This window comes from Flavobacterium sp., assembly GCF_027482425.1.
Classification (GTDB): Bacteria; Bacteroidota; Bacteroidia; order Flavobacteriales; family Flavobacteriaceae; genus Flavobacterium.
In genome coordinates this window covers 12859-35452 of the sequence record NZ_JAIXWA010000051.1, presented here as the reverse complement: position 1 = coordinate 35452, position 22594 = coordinate 12859, and the positions used below count along the sequence as shown (strand labels likewise).

Sequence of the window (22594 nt, the reverse complement as noted above, 5' to 3'; positions counted from 1 at the left end):
TTTATTTTCGAACCATCTTCCCCTTCATCTTGCTAAAAAACTCAGGCGTAACGCCAATGTAGGAGGCAATCTGCTTTTGCGGCACCCGTTGGATAAGGGCAGGGTAGCGCTTGCAAAATTTTTCAAACCGCTCTTCGGCACTGCGACTCATGTTGTCACGCAATCGCTCTTGATGCGATACCAAAGAATTCTCAGCCAGAAAACGAAAATACCGTTCCAGTTGGGGTAGTTTTTGGTAAAGGAGTTCTTGTTGGGCCTTGGGCAATACAATGACATCGGTGTCTTCCAAGGTTTCGATAAACAAATCGCCCGGCTTTCCCGAAAATAAACTGTACATATCGCTAATCCACCAACCCTCGCAGGCAAAATGAAGAATATGTTCTACGATGTTGTCGTTCACATAAAAACTCCGCACCAAACCCGATGTGATAAAATAGGTCTCCGAACACACCGTGCCCGCATGCTGTAGTACCGATTTAGCTTTGTACGTTAGGGTTTCCGTATGGGCCATAAACAACGCCGCCTCTTCAGGAGAGAGGCGAACATGTTTTTGGATATGTTCGGTAAGTAAGTACACCTTTATTTTTTCAACGGAAGTAATTTAAAATAGGTCACCACAAACCTGTTGCCTTTGATTTCACCAATGACTTCCGCTTTACGAACAGCCGAACAAAAGCCGTCCTCCGCATGGGCATCGCCATGATCGTCTAGTTTCGTTCCGTCTACAAAATAGGATTTCCCGTCGATGCGTACGGCCAAATCACAGCCTTTTTTGTCGTTCATTCCAAATTGGCACTGGCCACAGGAAACTTCGACCAACTGTGTTTTGGGTTGTGCTTTGGGTTCTTGAGCTTGCATCGTAAAGGAACAAACAATCAAGCATAAAGTAAATAGGATAGTTTTCATAACTTACGGGTTTACAGTAATTATTTGCGCCGTTTCTTGCGCGCGTTCAACAAGTTGCTCAATCGGTGTTTCTAATACATCATGGGTCAACACCACGCCCATTCTGCGGTAGGGTCGCGAAGTGGGTTTTCCAAAAATACGAAAATCAGTTTTCGGTAAGCCCGCCACAGTTTCAATACCGGTATAGGTGGGATTGTCAGAATTCGCACCTGCTAAAATCACGGCACTTGCTCCCGCTTTTTCTAGCGTAATTTCATAAATAGGTAAACTCAACACTGCACGCAAATGCAATTCAAACTCGTTGAAGTTTTGCGTACCCGCCAAGGTCACCATGCCCGTATCATGCGGACGTGGCGAGAGTTCAGAGAAGTACACGCCTTCGTCGGTTAAGAAAAACTCCACACCAAACAATCCCGCTCCGCCCAAGGCTTCGGTAACTTTTCGTGCCATGTCTTGGGCTTCGGACAAGTCGCGCTCCGAAACGCGAGCCGGTTGCCAACTCTCTTGGTAATCGCCGCGTTCTTGACGGTGACCGATAGGCGCACAAAATAGGGTTGGATTATTGTTTTGCGTGACGGTCAATAACGTGATTTCCGAATGGAAGTTGACAAAGGCTTCTACAATGACTTCGACCACGTCTCCCCGCGAACCTTCAACAGCGTAAGCCCAAGCTTTGGCAATATCTTCGGTAGTTTTTATCGTCGATTGGCCTTTGCCCGACGAGCTCATCAAGGGTTTCACCACACAGGGGATGCCCACTTCGGCAACGGCTTGCTCCAATTCGGCGGCGGAGGTCGCATAGCGGTAGTTGGCCGTTCGTAGTCCCAAGTCTTGGGCGGCCAAGTCGCGAATGGCTTTGCGGTTCATCGTAAAGTTGGCCGCTTTGGCAGAAGGAACCACTTTAATTCCTTGCGCTTCATAGTCGTAAAACCGCTCGGTGCGAATGGCTTCGATTTCGGGCACGATATAATCGGGTTGGTGTTTGGCTACAATTGCATCAAGTGCGGCACCGTCAAGCATGTTGATGACTTCAAACGCATGGGCCACGGGCATGGCAGGCGCGTTTTCGTAGCTGTCGACCGCAATTACAGTTTGACCCAAACGTTGGGCCGCAATGACAAATTCTTTTCCGAGTTCACCGGAGCCTAAAAGTAAAATCTTTTTTTTCATGCAGTGTATTTTGATACGGTAGGCGAAACATTCGTTTCAGGTTGCGTTAGGGGGTGCACTGGAAAGCCCGGATGCTGGAGTTTACGGAGGCAACGGACTTGCAAGGGAACACCCGACCTGAAGGGGAACGCCCAAAAAATGAAACAAAAAAGCCCCAAGTTTCCTTGAGGCGATGGGTTTATGCAACGGCTTCTTTGATGCGGCGTAAGGCTTCGGTAAGGAGCTCTTCGCTGGTGGCATACGAGAAACGAATGCAGTTGGGGTTTCCGAAAGCGTCGCCCGTTACCGTGGCTACATTGGCTTCGGAAAGCAAATACATTGAGAAATCATCGGCGTTCTGGATTAGTTTTCCGCGCAAGGTTTTTCCAAAAAAGGACGACACATCGGGAAACACATAAAAGGCGCCTTCGGGAACGTTGATTTTCATACCGGGGATATCTTGGAGTAAACCTACGACCAAATCACGACGGCGTTGGAAAGCAGCCACCATGTCGTTTAACACACTCGGATCGGCATCAACGGCGGTAATTGTGGCGCGTTGGGCAATCGAGTTGGCCCCACTGGTCACTTGGCCTTGCATTTTGGTACAGGCCTTGGCAATCACTTCGGGGGCACCGATATAGCCAATACGCCACCCGGTCATGGCAAAGGCTTTGGCCACACCATTGACGGTAATCGTGCGGTCAAACATCCCCGGAATCGAAGCAATGCTGCAAAACGTTCCCGAGAAGTTGATATGTTCGTAAATCTCATCCGAAACGACGTAGAGATTATCGTGTTGGAGTATAATGTCTGACAGTGCGGTCAATTCTGCACGGCTATATACGGAGCCGCTGGGGTTACAGGGCGAACTGTACCAAATCATTTTGGTTTTAGGCGTAATGGCTTGTGCCAATTGCTCAGGTGTAATTTTGAAATCGCTTTCAACGCTCGTGGGAACTTCCACCGGGATGCCGCCTGCGATTTTTATAATTTCAGCATAGGAAACCCAATACGGTGCAGGAAGAATCACTTCGTCACCCGGATTGATCATCACTTGGGCAATGTTGTACAACGACTGCTTGGCGCCTGTAGAAACCACAATTTGTGCCGGGGTATAGGTCAGATTATTATCCCGTTTGAACTTACGGCAAATAGCCTCTTTGAGTTCGAGATACCCATCGACAGGCGAGTAGGTACTGTAATTTTCATCAATTGCTTTTTTAGCCGCTTCTTTAATAAAATCGGGCGTATTAAAATCGGGTTCGCCCAAACTTAAACTGATGATATCTTTTCCTTGGGCTTTTAATTCGCGTGCCAAGGCAGCCATAGCTAAAGTTTGGGATGTAGTCAGACTGTTGATACGGTCGGATAACGGATTCATGGTGGTGTTGTGTTTTGAGATTTCGGGCAAAGATAGTCCTAAAATTTATGCCAATTGGGGTTTTTTACCCAATTCCTTCAAGTGGCTAAAATGCGAAATCACGGCCTCCCGCATGGTTTTAAACTCATAATAAGGGAGGTTACATTCTTTGGCCGTTTGTTTTACGATTTCTGCAATTTTATCGTAGTGAATGTGACTAATATTAGGAAAAATGTGATGCTCAATTTGGTGATTTAAACCGCCAGTATAGTAATTGACCAACCAGTTTTTGGGGGCAAAATTGGCCGTAGTATACAATTGGTGGATGGCCCATGTATTTTCGATTTCTCCATTCTCATTGGGTACAGGGTTGTGGGTTTCATGCACCACGTGGGCCAATTGGAACACAATACTCAAAATAAGACCCGCGGTATAATGCATCACCGCAAAACCTACTATTACTTTCCACCAGGTTATTCCCATCACCATTGGGGTCACTAACCAAATAGAGAAATAAATCACTTTGGTAATAATCAAAGTGGTCCATTGAAACGTTGGACTTTTGAAATCGCCATACGATAGTTTTCGTGCCAAATAGCGTTTCATTTGTAAAAAGTCGGTCGTAATAGCCCAGTTGAACGTTAGCAATCCATACAAAAAGATGGAGTACACATGTTGAAACTTGTGGTGTTTGTACCATTTCGCCTCCCGTGTAAATCGCAAAATACGTCCCGCTTCGAGGTCCTCATCATGGCCTAAAATATTGGTATACGTATGGTGTAAAACGTTGTGTTGCACTTGCCAGTTGTAGACATTGCCCGCCAGAATATAAATACTGCCGCCCATGATTTTGTTCACCCAAGATTTGGTCGAATACGAGCCGTGATTACCATCGTGCATTACATTCATGCCCACGCCTGCCATACCGATACCAGTGATGATATTCAGCAAAAGATACATCCAAAATGGCATATCCATCGCCAAAACAAAAAAGTAAGGCACAAGAAAAATGGAAAACATCACCATGGTTTTCAGGTGCAATTTCCAGTTTCCAGTGCGGCTGAGGTTGTTGTCTTTGAAGTAGTCGTTTACGCGCTTGTTAAGCGTTCTGAAGAATTTTAATTGATCACTTTTGGAGAAGATAGGACTTCCTGCTTCCATGTATTCTAAATTTTAAATATTGCCTCAAATTTAAGTAATATAATTTTTTCAAACCTGACATTGCCCATATTTTATTCACGATTTAACGTAACTTTGCTTAAAATTCAATGCATGGAAGAAATTTGGGAGCAATTTCCTAACCTTACTGAAAATCAACGCAATCAATTTACGCAATTGCAAGCGCTGTATACCGAATGGAATGCTAAAATCAACGTGATTTCGCGAAAGGACATTGACGCGTTGTATACCCGACATGTCTTGCATTCGTTAGGGATTGCCAAGGTTATGGAATTTCAACCGGGCGCTTCGGTAATGGATGTTGGAACGGGAGGCGGATTTCCGGGTGTTCCGTTGGCCATACTTTTTCCAGAAACCCAATTTTACTTGATCGATGTCATTGGTAAAAAGATAAAAGTGGTCCAAGAAGTTTCCGCAGCTTTGGGATTGACCAATGTCAAAGCGGCCCAAATGCGCGCAGAAAACGTGCAAGAAGAGTTTGATTTTATTGTGAGCCGAGCCGTCACCAACATGCCCGATTTTGTGAAATGGGTGAGAGGCAAAGTAAAAAAACAATCCAAACACCCGCTCGATAACGGAATTCTCTATTTAAAAGGCGGCGATTTGACTGAGGAATTGGCTGTTTTTCAGCGTACGGTATTGTATAATTTATCCGACTATTTTGAGGACGACTTCTTTGAAACTAAAAAAGTAGTCTATCTTCCGTTGAAATATAAAACCTAAAAAAAAGTCCCTCTTGAAAAGGGACTTTTTTGTTATGATTTAATCAGTTTAAAGGTTTTTTTACCCGATTCATTCGACAAAGTCAGAAGATAGGCACCAACAGATAGATCCATCGGAATACTTATCAAACCCGAAAATGAGTCCTGAGTAGCTTTCCAAACGGTTTTCCCCGTCATGTCGGTAAGCTGTAAAGTCGAGGCCGTCACTTCATTTGGAGCATAGAGTTCCAATTGGCTCCCCATTGGATTTTTTACTTGCAGTTGCTCTATCGCTAATGCATTCAATCCCAACTGCCCTTGTACAATTTCGTTGTAGGCAAAAAGTTGGTTGGTCGGCGTCAAGGTCACGTGATTTTCATTCACATTGGGCACATGGTAATTGACAAAAGGGGTAACCGAGTTGGTTGTAATCGGACTGTACCAATTGGGGTTGCTCACGGCCAAGGCACTTAACGTGGGAATAAAATCAAAAAATTGTATCTCCAAATTATCCATAAACTCCGTAATTAAGGTATTGCCTGGAGCTCCTGTAGCCAATCCCGACATATCAAAGCGACCGCCTGGGGCCGAATCCAATCCAGCGGTGGTAGCGGGATAGCGGCAGTTGGCTAAGCTTTCTAATAAGGTTACCCATCCAAACAAGATAAAGGTTTGCCCACGGAAACGGCTCACCTGATTGGTTTGACCCGCGGCTGGCGTAAAGCGTAAGTTGATAATGGCCCGTTGGGAGGTGCTTTGGTTAAACGTATGGTCCATGACGACCATATCGGGTGTACCGGTCATTGTTCCATTGCCCGCCCCGTTGGCGATAGCGACATTGCGAACCGTAGTGGGGAATCCCATCGTGTTGAGTTCGTTTTGAAAGGCATTCCGATAGTTGGGAGCTCCTGTCGGAAGTAAAGCATTGGTGGCGGTCATGAATTCAAAGGCACTTCCCGCTTGAAGGTGACCTTCCAAATGGTCAATCAGCATCTGTCGAGCAGCGGGACTCTTCAACATCCCATTGACAATTGCTTGCATAGAAGTGTCGCCCAAAGGACCAAAGGCCATATAATTGAATAAATGTTGAAAGCCAATCGGTACGTTGGCTCCTAAATGGGGCGAATCAAACGAAATATACAAACGGGTATCGTGATTTAAGCTATTCATTTCCATATACCGCAATGCATAACGTGAAATCAATCCCCCCATGCTGGGTCCGATAACTACATTTTGCTCGTTTCCAACTTTCTGCGCATTGATTTGCTGCAAGAGTTCGACCAACACAAACGCATTACGTTGGATAAAGTCCACACCGCCATCGACGGTTGTTGTGCTATTTGGACGAACATAATTGGGGAAGTTGAGCACAATGACATCAAACCCTAGAGCGCGTAAATCATCGGCCATATTTTGTCCCACGCCATAGGTTAATTGGTTGTAAATAGCGGTTGTATTTCGGGTGTCGCCGGGGTCAAAGCCATCTACAAGAATAATCGGTTTGTCCAAAACGCCATTGGTGGTATCCAAAAAAAGTTCATATTCACCACGACCGGCAAAGGGAGCTGTTTCGCCAAAACCTTGGTAGGTGAGTGTCGAATTTAGGGCATTGACCACGTTGGGGACCACGGTAAATCCATTGCTTTTTCCATATACTTGTCCTTCGGTGGTGAAGGTAAATCGGCTTTGGGACTGACTTCCATCGGTAAATTCAAGTAAAACTTCAACCGTATGTTGTCCGCTACGGGGGAACGTTATCGGTAGTTTTTGTCCTTTTTGAAGGGAAAAACTAATGCCGTTTTCTAAAGTAAGTGATAAGGAAGCGAGCGTTTTGGTCGTGCTAAACACCAAATTTTCAGGGAGCGTAAACGTCACTGTATTGGTGCGAGAAGTGCCTATGATGGGCGCTACACCCGCAAAATGGTGTTGTTGTAAATAGTGGGAATTTCCTTTTGCTAACCATTGCCCGAGACTGTTTTTTTGTAAACTGGCATAATGGCTTTGAGGAATAGATTCAAAATCGGTTACCAAAACAGCAAGCGGAATTTCATGTTGTGCTATACCAATCGCTTTAGGGGTTTCCCATGCCGAAAGGGCGGGCAAGCGCTGGTCAAAATCAGCCCTTTGCATTTCGCTGTAGATTTGTTTAAAAAGAGATGCATTAAGTGTGCTGGGAACTTGTCCTTTGATTTTTGAGTTACACCATACCCGGTCGATCAGGATGTGTGTTTGGGAGTCGGATTTCAAAAGATCGTAAGTAGCTTCTTGCGCGTGCAGGGTCATTCCCCATAAGCCCAAAACGAAAACGCGTAATGTTTGATTCATGTGTTAGGATTTTGATGCTCGAATGTACAAAAAATTCAGAATCAAGCCGATAAAAAAATCCGATTCTTAGGTAGAACCGGATTTGTATACGATGAACGTTAAAAAACTATTCGCCCAAAAACGGATAACGATAGTTCGCGGGCGTGACAAAGGTTTCTTTGATGGTACGCGGCGAAACCCAACGCAATAAGTTTTGCATGGATCCTGCTTTGTCGTTGGTTCCAGAAGCCCTCGCTCCACCAAACGGTTGCATTCCGACTACAGCACCCGTAGGTTTGTCGTTGATGTAGAAGTTCCCTGCACTATTTTCTAAAGCTTGTGTCGCTTCCACAATAGCGTAACGATCTTGGCTAAAGATAGCCCCCGTCAAAGCATATTCAGATGTTTGATCGATGAGTGTTAAGGTGTCTTTCCAATCGGCGTCCTCATAAATATATACCGTCAAAACGGGTCCGAACAACTCAGTTTCCATCGTTTTGTATTTGGGATTGGTAGTCAAAATAACGGTAGGTTGAATAAAATATCCCACGGATTTGTCGTAGTTTCCTCCAAATAAGATTTCCGCATCCGCATCTTGTTTGGCTTGTTCAATATACGATACCAGTTTGTCAAACGACCCTTCATGAATGACGGCCGTCACAAAGTTGGAAAAATCTTCAGGCGACCCCATTTTTATAGAAGCCAATTCTTTTCCCATTTCTTCTTTAATCGCTGGCCACAAGGATTTTGGGAAATAAGCACGAGAAGCCGCACTACATTTTTGTCCTTGAAATTCAAAAGCCCCGCGAATGGTATTGGCAACCACCTGTTTCACATTAGCCGAGGGGTGCGCCAAGATAAAGTCTTTACCACCGGTTTCCCCCACTATGCGTGGATAGGTTTTGTAGGTATGGATATTTTCTCCAATTTTTTTCCAGATTTCTTTAAAGACAAACGTGGATCCTGTATAGTGAACGCCAGCAAAATCAGGGTGTTTTAAAACAATATCGGTAATCATTACGGGGTCACCAAAAATCACGTTGATTACCCCATCAGGGACACCTGCTTCTTGGAATACATCAATAATTACTTTGGCCGAAAACACCTGACTGTCGCTCGGTTTCCAAACAACGGTGTTGCCCATTAAGGCAGCGCTGGCAGGAAGATTGGCTGCGATAGCTGTAAAATTAAACGGCGTAATGGCATACACAAATCCCTCTAATGGACGGTATTCTACACGGTTCCAAATGTCAGATACCGAAGTAGGTTGGTCGCTGTAGATTTGCGTCATAAATTCTACATTATAGCGTAAAAAGTCTATTAATTCACACGCAGCATCAATTTCAGCTTGAAATATCGTTTTGGATTGCGCAATCATCGTGGCTGCATTAATGCGTGAACGGTAGGGACCTGCAATCAACTCAGCCGCTTTTAAAAAAATAGCCGCACGATGCTCCCAAGGCATGTTAGCCCATTTTTTTCGCGCTTCCAAGGCAGCGTCAATCGCTTGTGTAACATGCGTAGCTCCCCCTAAATGGTAGGTACCTACTATATGTTTATGATTGTGAGGTGCCGATAGGGTTCGCGTATTGCCTGTTCGAACTTCTTGACTACCAATGTACATAGGCACATCAATCGTTTCGTTCCACATTTTTTGGTAGGCGGCAAGCACAGCTGCTTTTTCAGGGGAATTTGGGGTGTATGCTTTTACGGGTTCGTTAACCGCTTTGGGGACATTAAAAAATCCTTTAGGCATGGTGTTGGATTTAAAAATTGAACAATAAAGAAAAATGGGGGTGCTTTTTACGAATGCATTACCCTTTCGCAAAAATACAAAGGTTTTGGTGATAAAAAAGGAATAAGGAAAGTAATGTGAAAACGACTTTAATTCAGTGCATATGGTGCGTTCAATCGAAAGCCTGGAACAATTACGCGAAAGTTTTTGGTGGTGGTAAAATTGACCATAGTAAACCAACCGCGCATCCCTCCATGGGGTGAAGAAAGTAAGCATCCGGAAGAATAAGTGTGGGTTTCTCCAGGTTTTAAAACGGGTTTTTTGCCAATAACGCCTTCACCATCGACTGTTTCTAAGTCGTTGAGGGAATCAAAAATTTCCCAATGACGGGACAACAATTGTACCGAGTCTTTGCTGTGGTTTTCAATGGTAATTTCATACGAAAAGGCGTAGTGCAACTTGTAGTTTTTGAAGTAGGTACCTTCAAAATTTGTGCTGACAGAAATTTTTATGCCTTTGGTGATTTGGGTTACCATAACCTATTTTTTGTGTCGTAAAGTTATAAAAAATATGTAATAATCAACGCATTACCTGTTAAAGAATCATTAATTGATAATATCAACCGATGAGGCAATTCCTTTTCCAATGACCCGATCATAGCGTTGGTTATTTTCCCGATAATAAACCAAAACCATATAGTCATTTTCGGTTTCAAAGTAATTGCCATCGAGTGCATTTTCTTCGTCGATATTGCCACGGCTATCTGCGATAGTATAGCTAAAATTGGTAAATCCTTGCTTGATCATCACTGCCTTCTCGTATATTTTTTTCTTTTCATTGTACTCCATTTTGTACTCATCATTGAGGGCAAAATTGTTGAACATTCCCGTGATGTAAATGTTTTTATTCGCAAAAAAGGCGGGAGCTGATAACGAAAAATAAACCCAAGCATAATCCGCTTCAATCTCTGAATTGGCCGCGTTGACATTGTTTACCATGAAGTTCCCGTTTTTATCAGGCCAAAAGGTATACGGCTTGTTGCCTCGCGCTTCATTGGTATACAAATAGCAATTGTACAAACCGCCGTTGGTGTCGATGCGCGCAATAGAATTGTTGGCCGCTTGGATTATTTTATTTTCCAAAAACAAATACTCATTGCCACCCCAAAATTGCGTTTCCGCATCGTATTTATAAATTAAATCATTGCCCACCGTAAACATAGGTCGAATATTCGTTTTGGCATTGTTGAATTTGCCGTTTTGAAGCAACATTACTTTGACGTTTTGCAAGGGACTTTGGAAGGTAATCGAACCCGAACGAACGGCAAAATCAAGGTTGTGTTTGTGCGGTGCATCTTCATTGCGGCGGGCGCGTTTTACCTGAACGGGGACCGAAACTAGATTTTCATATAATACAAATTTTCGCGAAAAAACTACTTCACGGTCTTCGTTCAAAATACTAATCATGTAGTTACCACTCACTTTAATTTGGGTGAATTTGTTGGGAAATCCGATGCGGTAGTGCGAATAGATTTGCAAACAATTGAGCGAGTTGGTGTACTCTATGATGCGTTGGTCGTTGAACCCATTCAAATATTCGTTGATGCTGAGTTGCGATGGTTTCCAATCGTAATCACAATGCGTAATGCGGTAGTAATAGTTATCTTCTGAGCCGTGTAAATCGTCGAATTGCAATTGAAATTCGTCGCCCAATTGAAAAACGGGAACTTTATTCAGTCCATTTTGGATAAAAGAAATCGTTTTAATGTAATAGGGTGGAAGTACTTCTTTTTCTTGTGTCCAGCCCCAACAAAAACAAAGGTGTAATCCGAACAGCCAAAATAGATTGCGCATATTTCTTGGTTTAGTTTCGTAAAGATACTAAACTCGCGAAAACAATGCCAAATTATTTAAAACAAACGGGAATGATTTCTCCTTGCGCCAAACAATAGCGCTCTACTTCCTCGGGAGACAGTTTTTTGGTATAATTTTCTTCAATTACTACAAATCCGATATGGCGAAGTTGGTCAAAATAATCACGGCCATATACGCGTACATGATCGTATTGACCAAATATTTTTGCCCGTTCTTTGGGGTCTGTGATGCTATCATCCGTAAAAGTCACTGCCCGATTGAGATCTTGTGGAATCTGGAAAATCCCCATCCCTCCAGGTTTCAACACGCGAAACAATTCTTGCATAGCTTTGGTGTCATCCGGAATATGTTCCAACACGTGGTTGCAAAAAATGATGTCATACGTATTATCTTCAAAAGGTAAGTTGCAAATATCTGCTTTGACATCGGCTAGCGGTGATAGTAAGTCTGTGGTCGTGTAATGAATATTAGCTTGTTTTTTGAAACGCTTGTAAAACTCTTGTTCAGGAGCAAAATGCAATACGTTCTTTTTTTCTGTAGCCGTAAAAAAATCGGTTTCCCGTTGCAAATACAGCCACAACAAACGGTGTCTTTCTAAGGATAAGGTGCTTGGTGAGAGCACATTGTTGCGTTGCGCCCCATAACCATAGGGTAAAAACATTCGGAAGCTTTGACCATCAATTGGGTCGGTAAAGCGATTTCCTTTTAACAAAAAAGCCAATAACGGGCGCACCACGATACTCAGCCGAATCAACAAAGGACGAGGGATGGTGTTGAGTATAAATTTGAATGTTTTTTTGATCATACTACCAAAGGGTTTTTTCGGAATTCATCTTCCTCATGGCTCTCAATACCTAAGGCTTGATACACATATTGGAAAGTAGATAGCAATTCAGGTTTTCCATCGACCAAGGCCACATTGTGTTCGAAGTGTGCACTTGGTTTTCCATCGGCCGTCAAAATCGTCCATCCGTCTTTCAACTGCTTGATATTCTTGGTTCCCATATTGATCATCGGTTCAATAGCGACCACCATGCCTTCAATAAATAATTTTCCGCGACCGCGTTTGCCGTAATTCGGCATTTCGGGTTCTTCGTGCATTTTTCGACCCAATCCGTGTCCCACCAATTCACGAACCACTCCATATCCATTACTTTCACAGTATTTTTGAATGGCATTTCCCACATCTTCCACACGATTGCCTGCGCGAAATTCACGAATACCCACATACAAACTCTCCTTGGTTACTTGTAAGAGTCTTTTTACTTCGGGCGCGACTTCGCCAATTTCAAAACTGTACGCATGATCGCCATAGAATCCATTTTTCAGCACCCCACAGTCCACCGAAATCACATCGCCCTCTTCCAACGGTTTGTTGCTCGGAATGCCGTGAACCACTTGGGCATTCGGACTCACGCACAGGGTGTTTGGAAAACCATACATACCCAAAAATCCGGGTTCAGCTCCGTGATCGCGGATAAATTCTTCGGCAAGTTTGTCCAACTGTAAGGTCGTCACACCCGGTTGAATGACTTTGGCTATTTCCCCTAAGGTTTTGGAAACCAGCAACGCACTTTCGCGCATGATTTCGATTTCTTCACGGGTTTTGGGTTGAATCATAAGTTAAAAATGAGACCGCAAAAGTAGGTATTTTTTTTGGAAAAATTACCGCAGATCACTCTATCACCCTTTACGTTTCTTAGCTTACTTTTTCTCTAACAGAATGAGAAATATCATGTTTTCCTCCAGTAAAGTGACCTACCTTTGACCTTAAATTGTTTAGGTATGCGCAAATATGTAACGGCCGCAGAAGCGGTCAAAGTAGTTAAATCAGGCGATCGCGTGTATTTGCAAGCGGCCGCTGCAGCACCAACCGTATTGGCCAATGCGTTAACCGATCGGGCTTCGGAGCTGCGCAATGTTGAAATCTGTCATTTGCACACCGAAGGCGAAGCACGCTATGCGCATCCCGATTTGGCCGAGAGTTTTCATGTGAATTCCTTTTTTATCGGCGCCAATGTTCGTCATACACTTAAAGCCGGAAATGGATCCTATACGCCTGTTTTTTTGAGTGAATTGCCGCTTTTGTTTCGGAAAAATGTGCTGCCTTTAGATGTCGCTTTTATCCATGTTTCACCGCCCGATATCCACGGATATTGTTCGCTCGGAGTATCGGTTGAAGCTACGGTGGCAGCTATCGAAAACGCCAAAATGGTTATTGCGCAAGTCAACGTTCAAATGCCGCGTACCTTTGGTGATGGTATTATTCACGTTTCAGAGATTGATTATCTGGTTGAAGTCGACAGGCCAATTTATGCGCACGATATAGATTCGACTTCTCCCGAGGAAGAAAAAATTGGATTCTACATCGCCTCACTGATAGAAGATCGCAGCACCTTGCAAATGGGAATTGGATCGATTCCAAATGCGGCATTAAAACAGTTGATACACCATAAAGATTTGGGATTGCATACTGAAATGTTCTCCGATGGGGTTATTGATTTGATTGAAAAAGAGGTTATTACATGTAAATATAAAGGAACGCTTCGCGGTCGTGTTTTGGCTACTTTTTTGATGGGTTCCCAACGGTTATACGATTTTGTACACGACAATCCTTTTATCGAAATGAAGGAGTCTTCTATGGTGAATGATACGGCACGCATTCGCAAGAATCCCAATATGGTGGCCATCAATTCGGCGATTGAAGTCGATGTAACGGGACAAGTTTGTGCCGACTCGATAGGCCCACGCATGTACTCAGGCGTTGGAGGTCAGATGGACTTTATCCGAGGGGCTTCATTGAGTCCAGGGGGTAAAGCGATTATTGCACTTCCCTCCATCACCAAACGCGGGGAAAGTCGCATTGTACCGTTTCTTAAACAAGGCGCCGGCGTAGTGACTACTCGAGCGCACATCCATTATGTGATTACTGAATATGGCATTGCGGACTTGTACGGCAAAACCTTGAAGCAACGCGCCGATGCGTTGGTTCGTATCGCCCATCCCACCCATCAACAAGCAATAGAAAGAGGCTATTACGAAATGGTTCAATAGGGTTAAAAAAGAAAAACGCCGATGAAGGCGTTTCTTTATGCAATATCTTAGGTATTGGTCCTATTCGTTAATCGGGTTGTGCCATAATGCGGAAAAGTTCGGCATTGGAAATTAGGTAACGGTTGTTCAAGGCAATCGCTGATAATTGGGCCGTCACCAAATTGTTCTCGCGGGAATTCAATAAGAAAATGGAACTTTCTCCAAACGAAAATAAGCGTTCTTCCGATTGCAACATGATTTGGTAGTCATTGACCAATTGATTGGTTAACACCCCTTGTTCGAGTAGTGAATTCAATTCGGTTTGTTGCGCTTTGACCTTGTTCCCCAATTGAACGCGTTCCAGGTTGAGGTCAAATTGTGCGTCTTGCACTTTAAATTTGGCCAATTTCAAACTACCGCGTTCTTTTCGTAAAAATAACGGAAAGGAAAAGTTGACGCCAATTTTATAATTCTCAAAATCCCGATTGTTCCATGCACTCGGTTCCGAAAGGTAATGATACCCCACATTGGCTTTCGGCAAAAGCATGTTGGCCTTCAACTTTCGGTCGATTTCGAGCAGATTCACTTTGCTTTCCAAAGCGGTAATTTTGGGGTGGTTGTTCAAACTAACATCGCCCGCCATCAAAGCGTTGGTGCGCAAGGTTTCCTGAATCGTTTTTTCCAGTTCGGGTTCGGGGATCATGGTGTCTTGTAACTCCATGGGAATGTTGTTCTCCAACCAAAGGAAGTTGGACAACTCCAGTTTAGCTTTCACCAATTTCAACTGGGATTCGGTGAGACTCAATTTACGATTGCGCACGATAATTCCCGCTTCTACACTGTCGATGGCGGGTTTGTCACCGTTGCGAATCAAACCGCTAATCCCTTTGAATCGTATCTCAGCATTTGTCAAATACGTCGTGTACAGTTGCACTTCGTCAAAGGTTCGTTTCCAATTGAAATACGCTACCGAAGCTTCATAAAGCACCTGAACCGCCTCCAATTGACGTTCGGCGTTGCCCAAGTTGATTTGGATTTTTGCTTTACGCAAATCGGCCATCCGTTGATTAATCCAAAGTCCTTGACCCAGCGGAACCGTCACTCCAAAGGAGGTCAGTCCTTGATTGGGCAGTGTATTTTCGGGGTTGACAAAAATCCCTTCGCTGTTGTCAAAACCGGCTTTGACCTCGATGCCGTACCAGGTAGGAATTTTAAAACTGCTATTCAACAACGAGAAGTATTCCTTTCCCTTAAATTGTTTGGAGTCAAAGTCCACTTCAATTTTAGGGTCAAAGGCTCCCCGTGCCATCATCAAATTAGCTTGGGCATTGCTGATGTTTAAATCGGCGCTCTTAACCCGTGGATGAAATTTTTTCACATATCCCAAAAACTCGTTGTAGGTGAGAATGTTTGACTCTACATTCTGACCCCAAACGGGTATTGTGATGAGGAAGAAAAGTATTTTTTTCATATGTTTCAAGTAGGCCTGAAGCCTGAATTTTTTAACCCTGATTGCCGTGAAAATCCCGTGGCCGTTGCCAAACGGCTGCGGATTGTAACAGAAAGCAGGAACTAGGATGGCCGGGAAGCCCAAGCCATTCGTTCCTCATTATTTTCCTTTGCCATCGGTTTTGGATTCCCCTTTGTTACCGCCTTTGGGTTGGTAATAGTTGGGTGGGAATCCGTTGAGTGTTCGCCAGATTTCATACCAAACCGGCACATTGTTTAACAAGGCCAAGGTTTGGGCTCCTGAACCAATGCTGATTTGTTTTGGCCAGGCTTGATCTTCGGGATCGGGGGCAATCAATACGCGGAATTTACCGTTGCTGCTGATAAAATTCTCCACGGCCACAATGCGACCTCCAAAGGTTCCATACGACATATTGGGCCATCCCGAAAAGATGATGGTTGGCCATCCATCAAACCAAATTCGTACGCGCTCCCCTTTGTGAATTAGCGGAATATCGTTGGGACTCACATAGGTTTCTACCGCAATGTCATAATTGGCGGGCATGATACTCACGATTTCGGTCCCTTCTTTGATGGTTTCCCCAAGTCCCGATTTTAAGGCGCGGTTGACATAGCCATTTTGCGGTGCGGTAATGTAATACAGTCCGTTACGAATGCGGTAATTGGTATATTGGTTTTTGAGTTTGTTTACCTGTGCTTCGGTATCAAATTGGTTGCTCATTGCTGTAAAGCGATCGCTGCGTGCTTTGGACGCTTTTTCGGCATATTCGGCACCGATACGGTTGATTTCGACACGAGTATTGATTAACTCGTTTTTACTTGCTAAAAATTTGTTTTCTTGGGTGATGATTTTGGCTTCTACTTCCTGCAATTTCAAGCGTTTTTCTTCTACATCGGTCAAGGGTTTTAGCCCTTCTTTGTTTAAGGTCACTGCCCGGTTGAATTGGGTGTTGGCAATTTTAAGTTGGGTTTTCACCGCCTCCAAGTCCATACTGTCGCTTTGAACTTTAAGCAGCGCTTGACGAATTTTGTTTTTGGCTTGTTGCAGTTTCAAATTCCGTTCACTTTCGATGGCTTGAATTTGGGTTCCCAATGTAACCACTTTGTCGCCGTAGGATTCTCCAGCCATAGCTTTAGCTTCCATTTGACTCTTGGTATTGTCCACCAATTCGGGGTCAAAGTAATCATCTTTGATCTCGGAAATAAACAAAATAGTATCGCCTTTTTTCACGTAGTCTCCTTCTTTGACAAACCATTTTTCAATACGGCCCGCGATAGCATTGTGCACGGTTTGGGGACGTTGGTCGGGTTTGAGCGTAGTGACCGATCCTGTTCCGCCAATGTTTTGCGTCCACGGCAAAAATAAAATGATGACGATGATAATGGATACCCAAAGGATAATGCGATTGAGTATTTTGTAATGGGGACGGTCGGCTAGATTTTTAACCGTAGTGTATTGCTCAATTTTTTCGGTAATCGGATTTTTGTCGGATAGATTAAGCATAAGGGTTATTGCGTTATATCGTTACTAATTTTACCTTCAGAGATTTGGATAATGCGTTGGCATTTTTGTTTCCAATACGGATTTTTAGAGGTCACAATTAAGGTCCAAGGATGCTTCGAATCGGTTAAGAAATCAATGATTTTTATAGCGGCATCATCATCCATTTTGTCCAAAGGATCTTCGTAAAATAAAATTTTAGGCTGGGTTACAATACTGCGTGCCAACAAGATTTTTTGCGCATTGGAAGAGGATAATTGACGGCCTTCCGGATAAATCATGGTGTCTAATCCATCGGGAAGTGATTTGATGAAGCTACCTAAGCCAACACTATCAATGGCCCATTTCACTTGTTCGTCGGGGACATGTACATTTTTAAAGGTTATATTTTCTAAAATAGTTCCTTCAAAAGGGGTTTCACCATTCAATATAGTGCCAATATGCAAACGGAATTGGTTGATATCAACTTTGCGGTACGTGTCGTCGTTGATAGAAAACGAACCCGATGTGGGTTGCATCAATCCTGAAAGAATTCGAATTAATGTTGATTTTCCTGAGCCGTTTCGTCCGTCCAAGTAAATCTTTTCTCCGGGGTTAATTGAAAGATTGATGTTGGACAATACCGAATCCTGACTGTCTGGAAATTTGAAACACAAATGATCGGTAACGATTTGAATGTTGGTATAACAAAATTCAGGTTCTTTAGTTTCCATTTTCTCAGTGTCCAATTCGACCACGTGGGCAATTTTTTCTACTGAAGTCAATACATCGTAAAAGGTTTCCAAGCCTAAGATGACTTTCTCTACCGAGTTGATCACCAAAAGGATGATAATCTCAGCTGCGACAAACTGTCCAATGTTCATTTCTCGGCTGATGACTAAATATCCACCGATAATCAACAACGAAGCGGTGATTAAGATTTTAAATCCAATCAATTGAATGTATTGGCGTTTGATGACGTTGAAATGTTTTTCGCGGTTGACCAAGTATTCTTTGACCAAATGATCGTTTTTGTCCAAGGCAAAATCAAAGTTTTCACGACGACGGAAACTGATGCTGTTGCGGGCGATTTCTTGCAACCAACCCACGACTTTATACTTGTATTTGGACTCTTTTAAACTTGTGTCGAGCCCTTTGTAGTAGGAAAAGCGGAAAATGGCATACAGCATAAACAGCAACAACAACCCAAACAAGATGAAGAACGGGTGGTACAACGAGAGTAGAATAATTCCAAAGATGATTTGCAATAAAGCGGAAGAAAAATCAATCAATAATTTGGAGGTTCCCTTTTGAATGGTGAGCGTATCAAAAAAACGGTTGGCCAATTCGGGAGGGTAGGTGTTGTATAGTGCTTCAAATTTAATTTTCGGCAATCGGTAACTAAATTCAAACGAGGAACGGATGAATATTTTCTGTTGTAAGTTTTCTGTAATTCGCAATTGCATGACGGATAAAACGCCACTCAAAGCGACTCCAAAAACCACAATGACCACCAAAAGAATCCATGAAGCACTCACTTGACCCGATTGAATTAAGTTGATAATGGCTTGAATACCAAGTGGAAGAGATAAACTCACCAGTCCGGCAAAAACCGCATACAAGATGATTTGGGTCACATCTTTTCGGTCAACTTTTAGCAAGCCAGTGAGGCGTTGAAGAGGGGTGGATTTCATACTTATTTTAAAATTTGTTCCATTAGATTTTTATAAAAAACAGCGGGCGATTGGGCATCATTGCAATCGGTAATGGTGGTCAAATGCTCTTTCAAAAAATGTTGATGCAAAGAACCTTCAATGATTGACGAAGCCAAACTTTTAGCAAAAGGGTAATCGGGCTTGGCTTCCAAAATTAAATTGACCAAACGGTTGATGACGCGCTTGTATACCAAGAAAAAACCTTCACGATTTTCGCGATCGACTTCTTTGGTCAGTATCGTTTTGGTAAATTCCAAAATGATAATGTTGTTTAGCAACGCTTCATTGATGTGCAACGTAGCCGAGTCGTCTTTTACTTTTTCGGTTAATATCTCGATGCCCTTCAACAACTTCGTTTTGGGGTCGGGGATGTTGTTCGTTTCCAAAACCAATCGGTATTCCATCCATCCCCAATACCAGGAGGAAAGGTACAACAATAATTTGTGTTTGTTTTCAAAATAGCGGTATAACGAACTTTCATTCGAACCAATGCGCTCCCCAAGTTTTTTAAACGTAAAGGCATCAAAGCCGATTTCGTCTATTAAGAGGATGCTGTGCTGGATAATCTTGCGTCCCAAATCGGAAGACTCCGGATTTTTGACATAAAGTTTATCGTTTACAGCAATAATGATCTGGTTTAAAATCATGGTTTAGTCTTTTTTTTGCGGAATCGTTTTCATCTGAATCACATCGACCAAAAAGGCAAATGCCATTGAGAAATAAATGTATCCTTTTGGAATTTCAAAGTGCAATCCTTCCGCAATCAAGGAAACACCAATCATCATCAAAAAGCAAAGCGCCAATACTTTAAACGAAGGGTGTTTACTGATAAATTCACTAATGGGTTTAGAAGCAAACAACATGATGATTACTGTAATAATCACAGCCGTATACATAATCCAAATTTCATTCACCATCCCTACCGCAGTAATAATCGAGTCGATAGAAAAAACCAAATCCAAAAGAATTACTTCACCCAACAAACGACTAAAGGTAGCTTTTTTTGGTGCGCTAAGGGCATCGGGATTGGCGGCCTCGGTTTTGTGGTAAATTTCTTTGGTACTTTTATAAATCAAAAAGAGGCCTCCCAGCAATAAAATGATGCCTTTCCCCGAAAAGGGAATGTTGGCTATAGTGAAGAGGGTGGTGTCCAATTTCATGATCCAAGCGATAACGGTCAACAGTACCAAACGCATAATCATCGCCAATCCTAGTCCCCAAAAACGCAGTTTTTTACGCTCTTGTTCGGGCAAACGGTCGGCCAAAATGGAAATAAAAATAACGTTGTCAAGACCCAAAATTACTTCAAGGGTCACTAAAGAAAGTAGGGCAATAATAGCGTCTGTCATGATTACAATTGAATTTTAAAACCAAAATTTAAGTTACGGGTATCGATTACATCGGGTTGTAATGTGTTGTTGCGCATCTCAAGGTATTGCAAATGAGGAAGCCCCTCCAATTGACGCGGAATCTCAGGTAATTTATTGTTATTGAGGTATAGCGATTCCAACTGCTTCAACGCATACAACTCCTGAGGCAATTGAACCAGTCCGTCATTGTCCAAATGTAAGGACTTTAGCTTAGGCAACTTGGCCAAGATTTTCAGGGTTTGGGGTAAATCCAATGCCACATCGTTGTTGAGGTACAGTTCTTCCAACGACGTCAGCTGGGCCATCGACTCGGGTACCGTGCGTATCGGATTTCCGCTCAAGTTGAGCACTTTTAATTTTTTTAAACGGGTAATGCTCGTTGGAACTTCACGTAGATTGTCGTTTTGCAGCGACAACGATTCTAAGTTGGGAAACAACACATCCCAATCGGTGGGCAATGTTCCAGAAAAATTGTTTAAATCCAATTGTTTTACAGCTAAAGCATTCTTTTTGGCTTCTTCCAAATTGGTAAAGTAGCCGGTCATTGTTTGCTGTGCGGCTACTGGCATGCCCAAAAACAGCATGCAACCGATGATTCCTAAAAGTAGTCCGCGTTTCATATCTAAGTATTTTAACGCAAATATAATAGTAATACTTTCAGTTATGAAATTTTAACTTTTAATTATAAAAAAGAGGCTCCCGAATGAAAGCCTCTTTGAATAATAAATTGCATCGTTTTTATACTAGCGAACGACCTGTCATGACTGCCGGTTGCGGAATCCCCATTAAGGTTAAAATGGTTGGAGCGATGTCGCCCAAAATCCCACTTTCGATGTGTTTGCGATCGGAGTCGATCAAAATCAACGGTACGGGATTGGTGGTGTGGGCGGTGTTGGGGGAACCGTCGGGATTGATCATGGTTTCACAGTTTCCATGGTCGGCAATGAGTAAGGTGGTATACCCATGTGCTAAAGCCACGGGAATAATTTCGGAAACACATTGGTCGACGGCTTCACAAGCTTTAATGGCCGCTTCCATGATTCCGGTGTGTCCCACCATATCGCCATTGGCAAAATTCAAACAAACAAAATCGGCCGATTCATTGAGTAGCTCTGGAATTAAAGCGTCTTTCAATTCAAACGCACTCATTTCGGGTTGTAAATCGTAGGTAGCTACTTTGGGTGAATTGCGTAAAATGCGACTTTCGCCTTCAAACGGGACTTCTCTTCCTCCCGAAAAAAAGAAGGTCACGTGGGGATATTTTTCGGTTTCGGCAATGCGAATCTGTTTTTTTCCGGCTTTTTCAAGGACTTCCCCCAAGGTTTCGCTTAAGTTGTTTTTGTCGTAAATGACATGTACATTTTCGTAGGTATCATCATAGTTCGTCATGGTGACGTAATACAAAGGCAATTTATGCATACCAAACTCCGGAAAGTCTTTTTGCGTCAAGGTTTCTGTTAATTCGCGACCACGATCGGTTCGGAAATTAAAGAAAATCACCACATCATCTTCCGCGATAACAGCCATGGGCTCCCCATTGGCTTGCGTCACTACCAAAGGTTTGATGAATTCATCGGTTACACCTTCTTTATAACTCTGCTGAATACTTGCAAGGATGTCCCTAGTTTTTTCACCCTCTGCATGAACTAGTAGGTCATAGGCTAACTTTACCCTTTCCCAACGTTTGTCGCGGTCCATGGCATAATACCGTCCAATCACACTAGCAATTTTTGCGTTAGATTGTTGGGTGTAGGCAAGTAAATTAGCCAAGTCGGTTTGCGCCGATTTCGGATCAACATCGCGGCCATCCGTAAATGCATGAATGTACACGTGTTCTAAGTCGTAAGAAGCCGCCGCATCCAACAAACCATATAAATGAGACGTATGCGAGTGCACGCCCCCATTGGAAACCAACCCTAAAAAATGGACTTTTTTATCATGTTTTTTAGCATATTCAAAAGCATTGATTAAAGGTTGCTCGTTGCGTAAGGTTTGGTTTTGTACGGCTAAATTTATTTTTGCCAAATCCTGGTATACAATGCGACCTGCACCGAGATTCATGTGGCCCACTTCGGAGTTTCCCATTTGTCCTTCTGGGAGTCCCACATGCAACCCATCGGTGCGCAATTCAGCATGGGCATAGCGGGTGTACAAACTCTGAATAAAGGGAACTTGGGCATTGTCGATAGCCGAAACTTTGGGGTCGGGTGACTTTCCCCAACCGTCCAATATCATGAGAATAACTTTTGAATTCATTGCAAAATAATTTGAACAAAGGTACGGCAATTCGGTGGGCTGAATCAAGTCTCCACCCA

General features: G+C 43.2%; 20 protein-coding genes. 2 read left to right on the top strand and 18 right to left on the bottom strand.

Annotation, left to right across the window (positions count from 1 at the left end; all coding sequences use genetic code 11):
• Nucleotide 1: 1 nt before the first annotated feature.
• From Q0037_RS07050 to Q0037_RS07030, 5 genes are all read right to left on the bottom strand, one after another.
• Nucleotides 2-577, bottom strand: a complete 576-nt coding sequence (locus Q0037_RS07050) for a Crp/Fnr family transcriptional regulator (protein WP_297516943.1) — start codon at nt 575-577, stop codon at nt 2-4.
• Between the two features lie 2 nt (nt 578-579).
• The gene (locus Q0037_RS07045) at nt 580-906 is read right to left on the bottom strand and encodes a DUF6370 family protein (RefSeq protein ID WP_297516942.1); all 327 of its coding nucleotides are present in this window, start codon (nt 904-906) and stop codon (nt 580-582) included.
• Between the two features lie 3 nt (nt 907-909).
• Nucleotides 910-2076, bottom strand: coding sequence for a formate-dependent phosphoribosylglycinamide formyltransferase (gene purT / locus Q0037_RS07040; protein WP_297516941.1), 1167 nt, complete (start codon nt 2074-2076; stop codon nt 910-912).
• A gap of 178 nt (nt 2077-2254) precedes the next feature.
• Nucleotides 2255-3439 carry a pyridoxal phosphate-dependent aminotransferase gene (locus Q0037_RS07035; RefSeq protein ID WP_297516940.1) on the bottom strand — a complete coding sequence of 395 codons (1185 nt, stop codon included), beginning with the start codon at nt 3437-3439 and terminating at the stop codon, nt 2255-2257.
• 45 nt (nt 3440-3484) lie between these two features.
• On the bottom strand, nt 3485-4579 hold the full coding sequence (locus Q0037_RS07030; RefSeq protein ID WP_297516939.1) for an acyl-CoA desaturase: 1095 nt from the start codon (nt 4577-4579) through the stop codon (nt 3485-3487).
• Nucleotides 4580-4690: 111 nt separating this feature from the next.
• On the opposite strand from Q0037_RS07030, the gene rsmG reads away from it, so the two are divergent.
• Nucleotides 4691-5320 (top strand): 16S rRNA (guanine(527)-N(7))-methyltransferase RsmG, encoded by a 630-nt coding sequence (rsmG, locus tag Q0037_RS07025; RefSeq protein ID WP_297516938.1) that lies wholly within the window; start codon nt 4691-4693, stop codon nt 5318-5320.
• 32 nt (nt 5321-5352) lie between these two features.
• Here the strand turns inward: rsmG and Q0037_RS07020 are convergent, their stop codons facing one another.
• The 6 genes from Q0037_RS07020 to map all read right to left on the bottom strand — a co-directional run bounded on the left by Q0037_RS07020 (nt 5353) and on the right by map (nt 12831).
• Nucleotides 5353-7623 (bottom strand): T9SS type A sorting domain-containing protein, encoded by a 2271-nt coding sequence (locus tag Q0037_RS07020; RefSeq protein ID WP_297516937.1) that lies wholly within the window; start codon nt 7621-7623, stop codon nt 5353-5355.
• 106 nt (nt 7624-7729) lie between these two features.
• Nucleotides 7730-9358, bottom strand: a complete 1629-nt coding sequence (gene pruA / locus Q0037_RS07015; protein WP_297516936.1) for an L-glutamate gamma-semialdehyde dehydrogenase — start codon at nt 9356-9358, stop codon at nt 7730-7732.
• Nucleotides 9359-9486: 128 nt separating this feature from the next.
• Nucleotides 9487-9873 carry a Co2+/Mg2+ efflux protein ApaG gene (gene apaG, locus Q0037_RS07010; RefSeq protein ID WP_297516935.1) on the bottom strand — a complete coding sequence of 129 codons (387 nt, stop codon included), beginning with the start codon at nt 9871-9873 and terminating at the stop codon, nt 9487-9489.
• A gap of 69 nt (nt 9874-9942) precedes the next feature.
• Nucleotides 9943-11190: a DUF5103 domain-containing protein gene (locus tag Q0037_RS07005; RefSeq protein WP_297516934.1), complete on the bottom strand. Its 1248-nt coding sequence runs from the start codon at nt 11188-11190 to the stop codon at nt 9943-9945.
• Between the two features lie 52 nt (nt 11191-11242).
• Nucleotides 11243-12013, bottom strand: coding sequence for a class I SAM-dependent methyltransferase (locus Q0037_RS07000; protein WP_297516954.1), 771 nt, complete (start codon nt 12011-12013; stop codon nt 11243-11245).
• Complete coding sequence (gene map / locus Q0037_RS06995; RefSeq protein ID WP_297516933.1) at nt 12013-12831, bottom strand: type I methionyl aminopeptidase; 819 nt, start codon at nt 12829-12831, stop codon at nt 12013-12015. The genes Q0037_RS07000 and map overlap by 1 nt, the downstream gene beginning before the upstream one ends.
• Nucleotides 12832-12996: 165 nt before the next feature.
• Here map and Q0037_RS06990 point away from each other — a divergent pair, with 165 nt between their 5' ends.
• Nucleotides 12997-14265 (top strand): acetyl-CoA hydrolase/transferase C-terminal domain-containing protein, encoded by a 1269-nt coding sequence (locus Q0037_RS06990; protein ID WP_297516932.1) that lies wholly within the window; start codon nt 12997-12999, stop codon nt 14263-14265.
• A gap of 67 nt (nt 14266-14332) precedes the next feature.
• Here the strand turns inward: Q0037_RS06990 and Q0037_RS06985 are convergent, their stop codons facing one another.
• The 7 genes from Q0037_RS06985 to gpmI all read right to left on the bottom strand — a co-directional run bounded on the left by Q0037_RS06985 (nt 14333) and on the right by gpmI (nt 22535).
• Complete coding sequence (locus tag Q0037_RS06985; protein ID WP_297516931.1) at nt 14333-15715, bottom strand: TolC family protein; 1383 nt, start codon at nt 15713-15715, stop codon at nt 14333-14335.
• Between the two features lie 138 nt (nt 15716-15853).
• Nucleotides 15854-17218, bottom strand: coding sequence for an HlyD family secretion protein (locus tag Q0037_RS06980; protein ID WP_297516930.1), 1365 nt, complete (start codon nt 17216-17218; stop codon nt 15854-15856).
• 5 nt (nt 17219-17223) lie between these two features.
• On the bottom strand, nt 17224-18888 hold the full coding sequence (locus tag Q0037_RS06975; RefSeq protein ID WP_297516929.1) for a peptidase domain-containing ABC transporter: 1665 nt from the start codon (nt 18886-18888) through the stop codon (nt 17224-17226).
• A gap of 2 nt (nt 18889-18890) precedes the next feature.
• Nucleotides 18891-19556 carry a TetR/AcrR family transcriptional regulator gene (locus Q0037_RS06970; RefSeq protein WP_297516928.1) on the bottom strand — a complete coding sequence of 222 codons (666 nt, stop codon included), beginning with the start codon at nt 19554-19556 and terminating at the stop codon, nt 18891-18893.
• A 3-nt stretch (nt 19557-19559) separates the two neighbouring features.
• Nucleotides 19560-20258 (bottom strand): TerC family protein, encoded by a 699-nt coding sequence (locus tag Q0037_RS06965; protein WP_297516927.1) that lies wholly within the window; start codon nt 20256-20258, stop codon nt 19560-19562.
• 2 nt (nt 20259-20260) lie between these two features.
• Nucleotides 20261-20899: a leucine-rich repeat domain-containing protein gene (locus tag Q0037_RS06960; RefSeq protein ID WP_297516926.1), complete on the bottom strand. Its 639-nt coding sequence runs from the start codon at nt 20897-20899 to the stop codon at nt 20261-20263.
• A 118-nt stretch (nt 20900-21017) separates the two neighbouring features.
• Nucleotides 21018-22535 carry a 2,3-bisphosphoglycerate-independent phosphoglycerate mutase gene (gpmI, locus tag Q0037_RS06955; protein WP_297516925.1) on the bottom strand — a complete coding sequence of 506 codons (1518 nt, stop codon included), beginning with the start codon at nt 22533-22535 and terminating at the stop codon, nt 21018-21020.
• Between the last annotated feature and the right edge of the window lie 59 nt (nt 22536-22594).

Bases quoted from the DNA above. Each gene is read 5' to 3' on its own strand.
- Q0037_RS07045 (WP_297516942.1), bottom strand. From the start codon at position 906: ATGAAAACTATCCTATTTACTTTATGCTTGATTGTTTGTTCCTTTACG.
- purT (WP_297516941.1), bottom strand. From the start codon at position 2,076: ATGAAAAAAAAGATTTTACTTTTAGGCTCCGGTGAACTCGGAAAAGAA.
- Q0037_RS07035 (WP_297516940.1), bottom strand. From the start codon at position 3,439: ATGAATCCGTTATCCGACCGTATCAACAGTCTGACTACATCCCAAACT.
- Q0037_RS07030 (WP_297516939.1), bottom strand. From the start codon at position 4,579: ATGGAAGCAGGAAGTCCTATCTTCTCCAAAAGTGATCAATTAAAATTC.
- rsmG (WP_297516938.1), top strand. From the start codon at position 4,691: ATGGAAGAAATTTGGGAGCAATTTCCTAACCTTACTGAAAATCAACGC.
- Q0037_RS07020 (WP_297516937.1), bottom strand. From the start codon at position 7,623: ATGAATCAAACATTACGCGTTTTCGTTTTGGGCTTATGGGGAATGACC.
- pruA (WP_297516936.1), bottom strand. From the start codon at position 9,358: ATGCCTAAAGGATTTTTTAATGTCCCCAAAGCGGTTAACGAACCCGTA.
- apaG (WP_297516935.1), bottom strand. From the start codon at position 9,873: ATGGTAACCCAAATCACCAAAGGCATAAAAATTTCTGTCAGCACAAAT.
- Q0037_RS07005 (WP_297516934.1), bottom strand. From the start codon at position 11,190: ATGCGCAATCTATTTTGGCTGTTCGGATTACACCTTTGTTTTTGTTGG.
- map (WP_297516933.1), bottom strand. From the start codon at position 12,831: ATGATTCAACCCAAAACCCGTGAAGAAATCGAAATCATGCGCGAAAGT.
- Q0037_RS06990 (WP_297516932.1), top strand. From the start codon at position 12,997: ATGCGCAAATATGTAACGGCCGCAGAAGCGGTCAAAGTAGTTAAATCA.
- Q0037_RS06985 (WP_297516931.1), bottom strand. From the start codon at position 15,715: ATGAAAAAAATACTTTTCTTCCTCATCACAATACCCGTTTGGGGTCAG.
- Q0037_RS06980 (WP_297516930.1), bottom strand. From the start codon at position 17,218: ATGCTTAATCTATCCGACAAAAATCCGATTACCGAAAAAATTGAGCAA.
- Q0037_RS06975 (WP_297516929.1), bottom strand. From the start codon at position 18,888: ATGAAATCCACCCCTCTTCAACGCCTCACTGGCTTGCTAAAAGTTGAC.
- Q0037_RS06970 (WP_297516928.1), bottom strand. From the start codon at position 19,556: ATGATTTTAAACCAGATCATTATTGCTGTAAACGATAAACTTTATGTC.
- Q0037_RS06965 (WP_297516927.1), bottom strand. From the start codon at position 20,258: ATGACAGACGCTATTATTGCCCTACTTTCTTTAGTGACCCTTGAAGTA.
- Q0037_RS06960 (WP_297516926.1), bottom strand. From the start codon at position 20,899: ATGAAACGCGGACTACTTTTAGGAATCATCGGTTGCATGCTGTTTTTG.
- gpmI (WP_297516925.1), bottom strand. From the start codon at position 22,535: ATGAATTCAAAAGTTATTCTCATGATATTGGACGGTTGGGGAAAGTCA.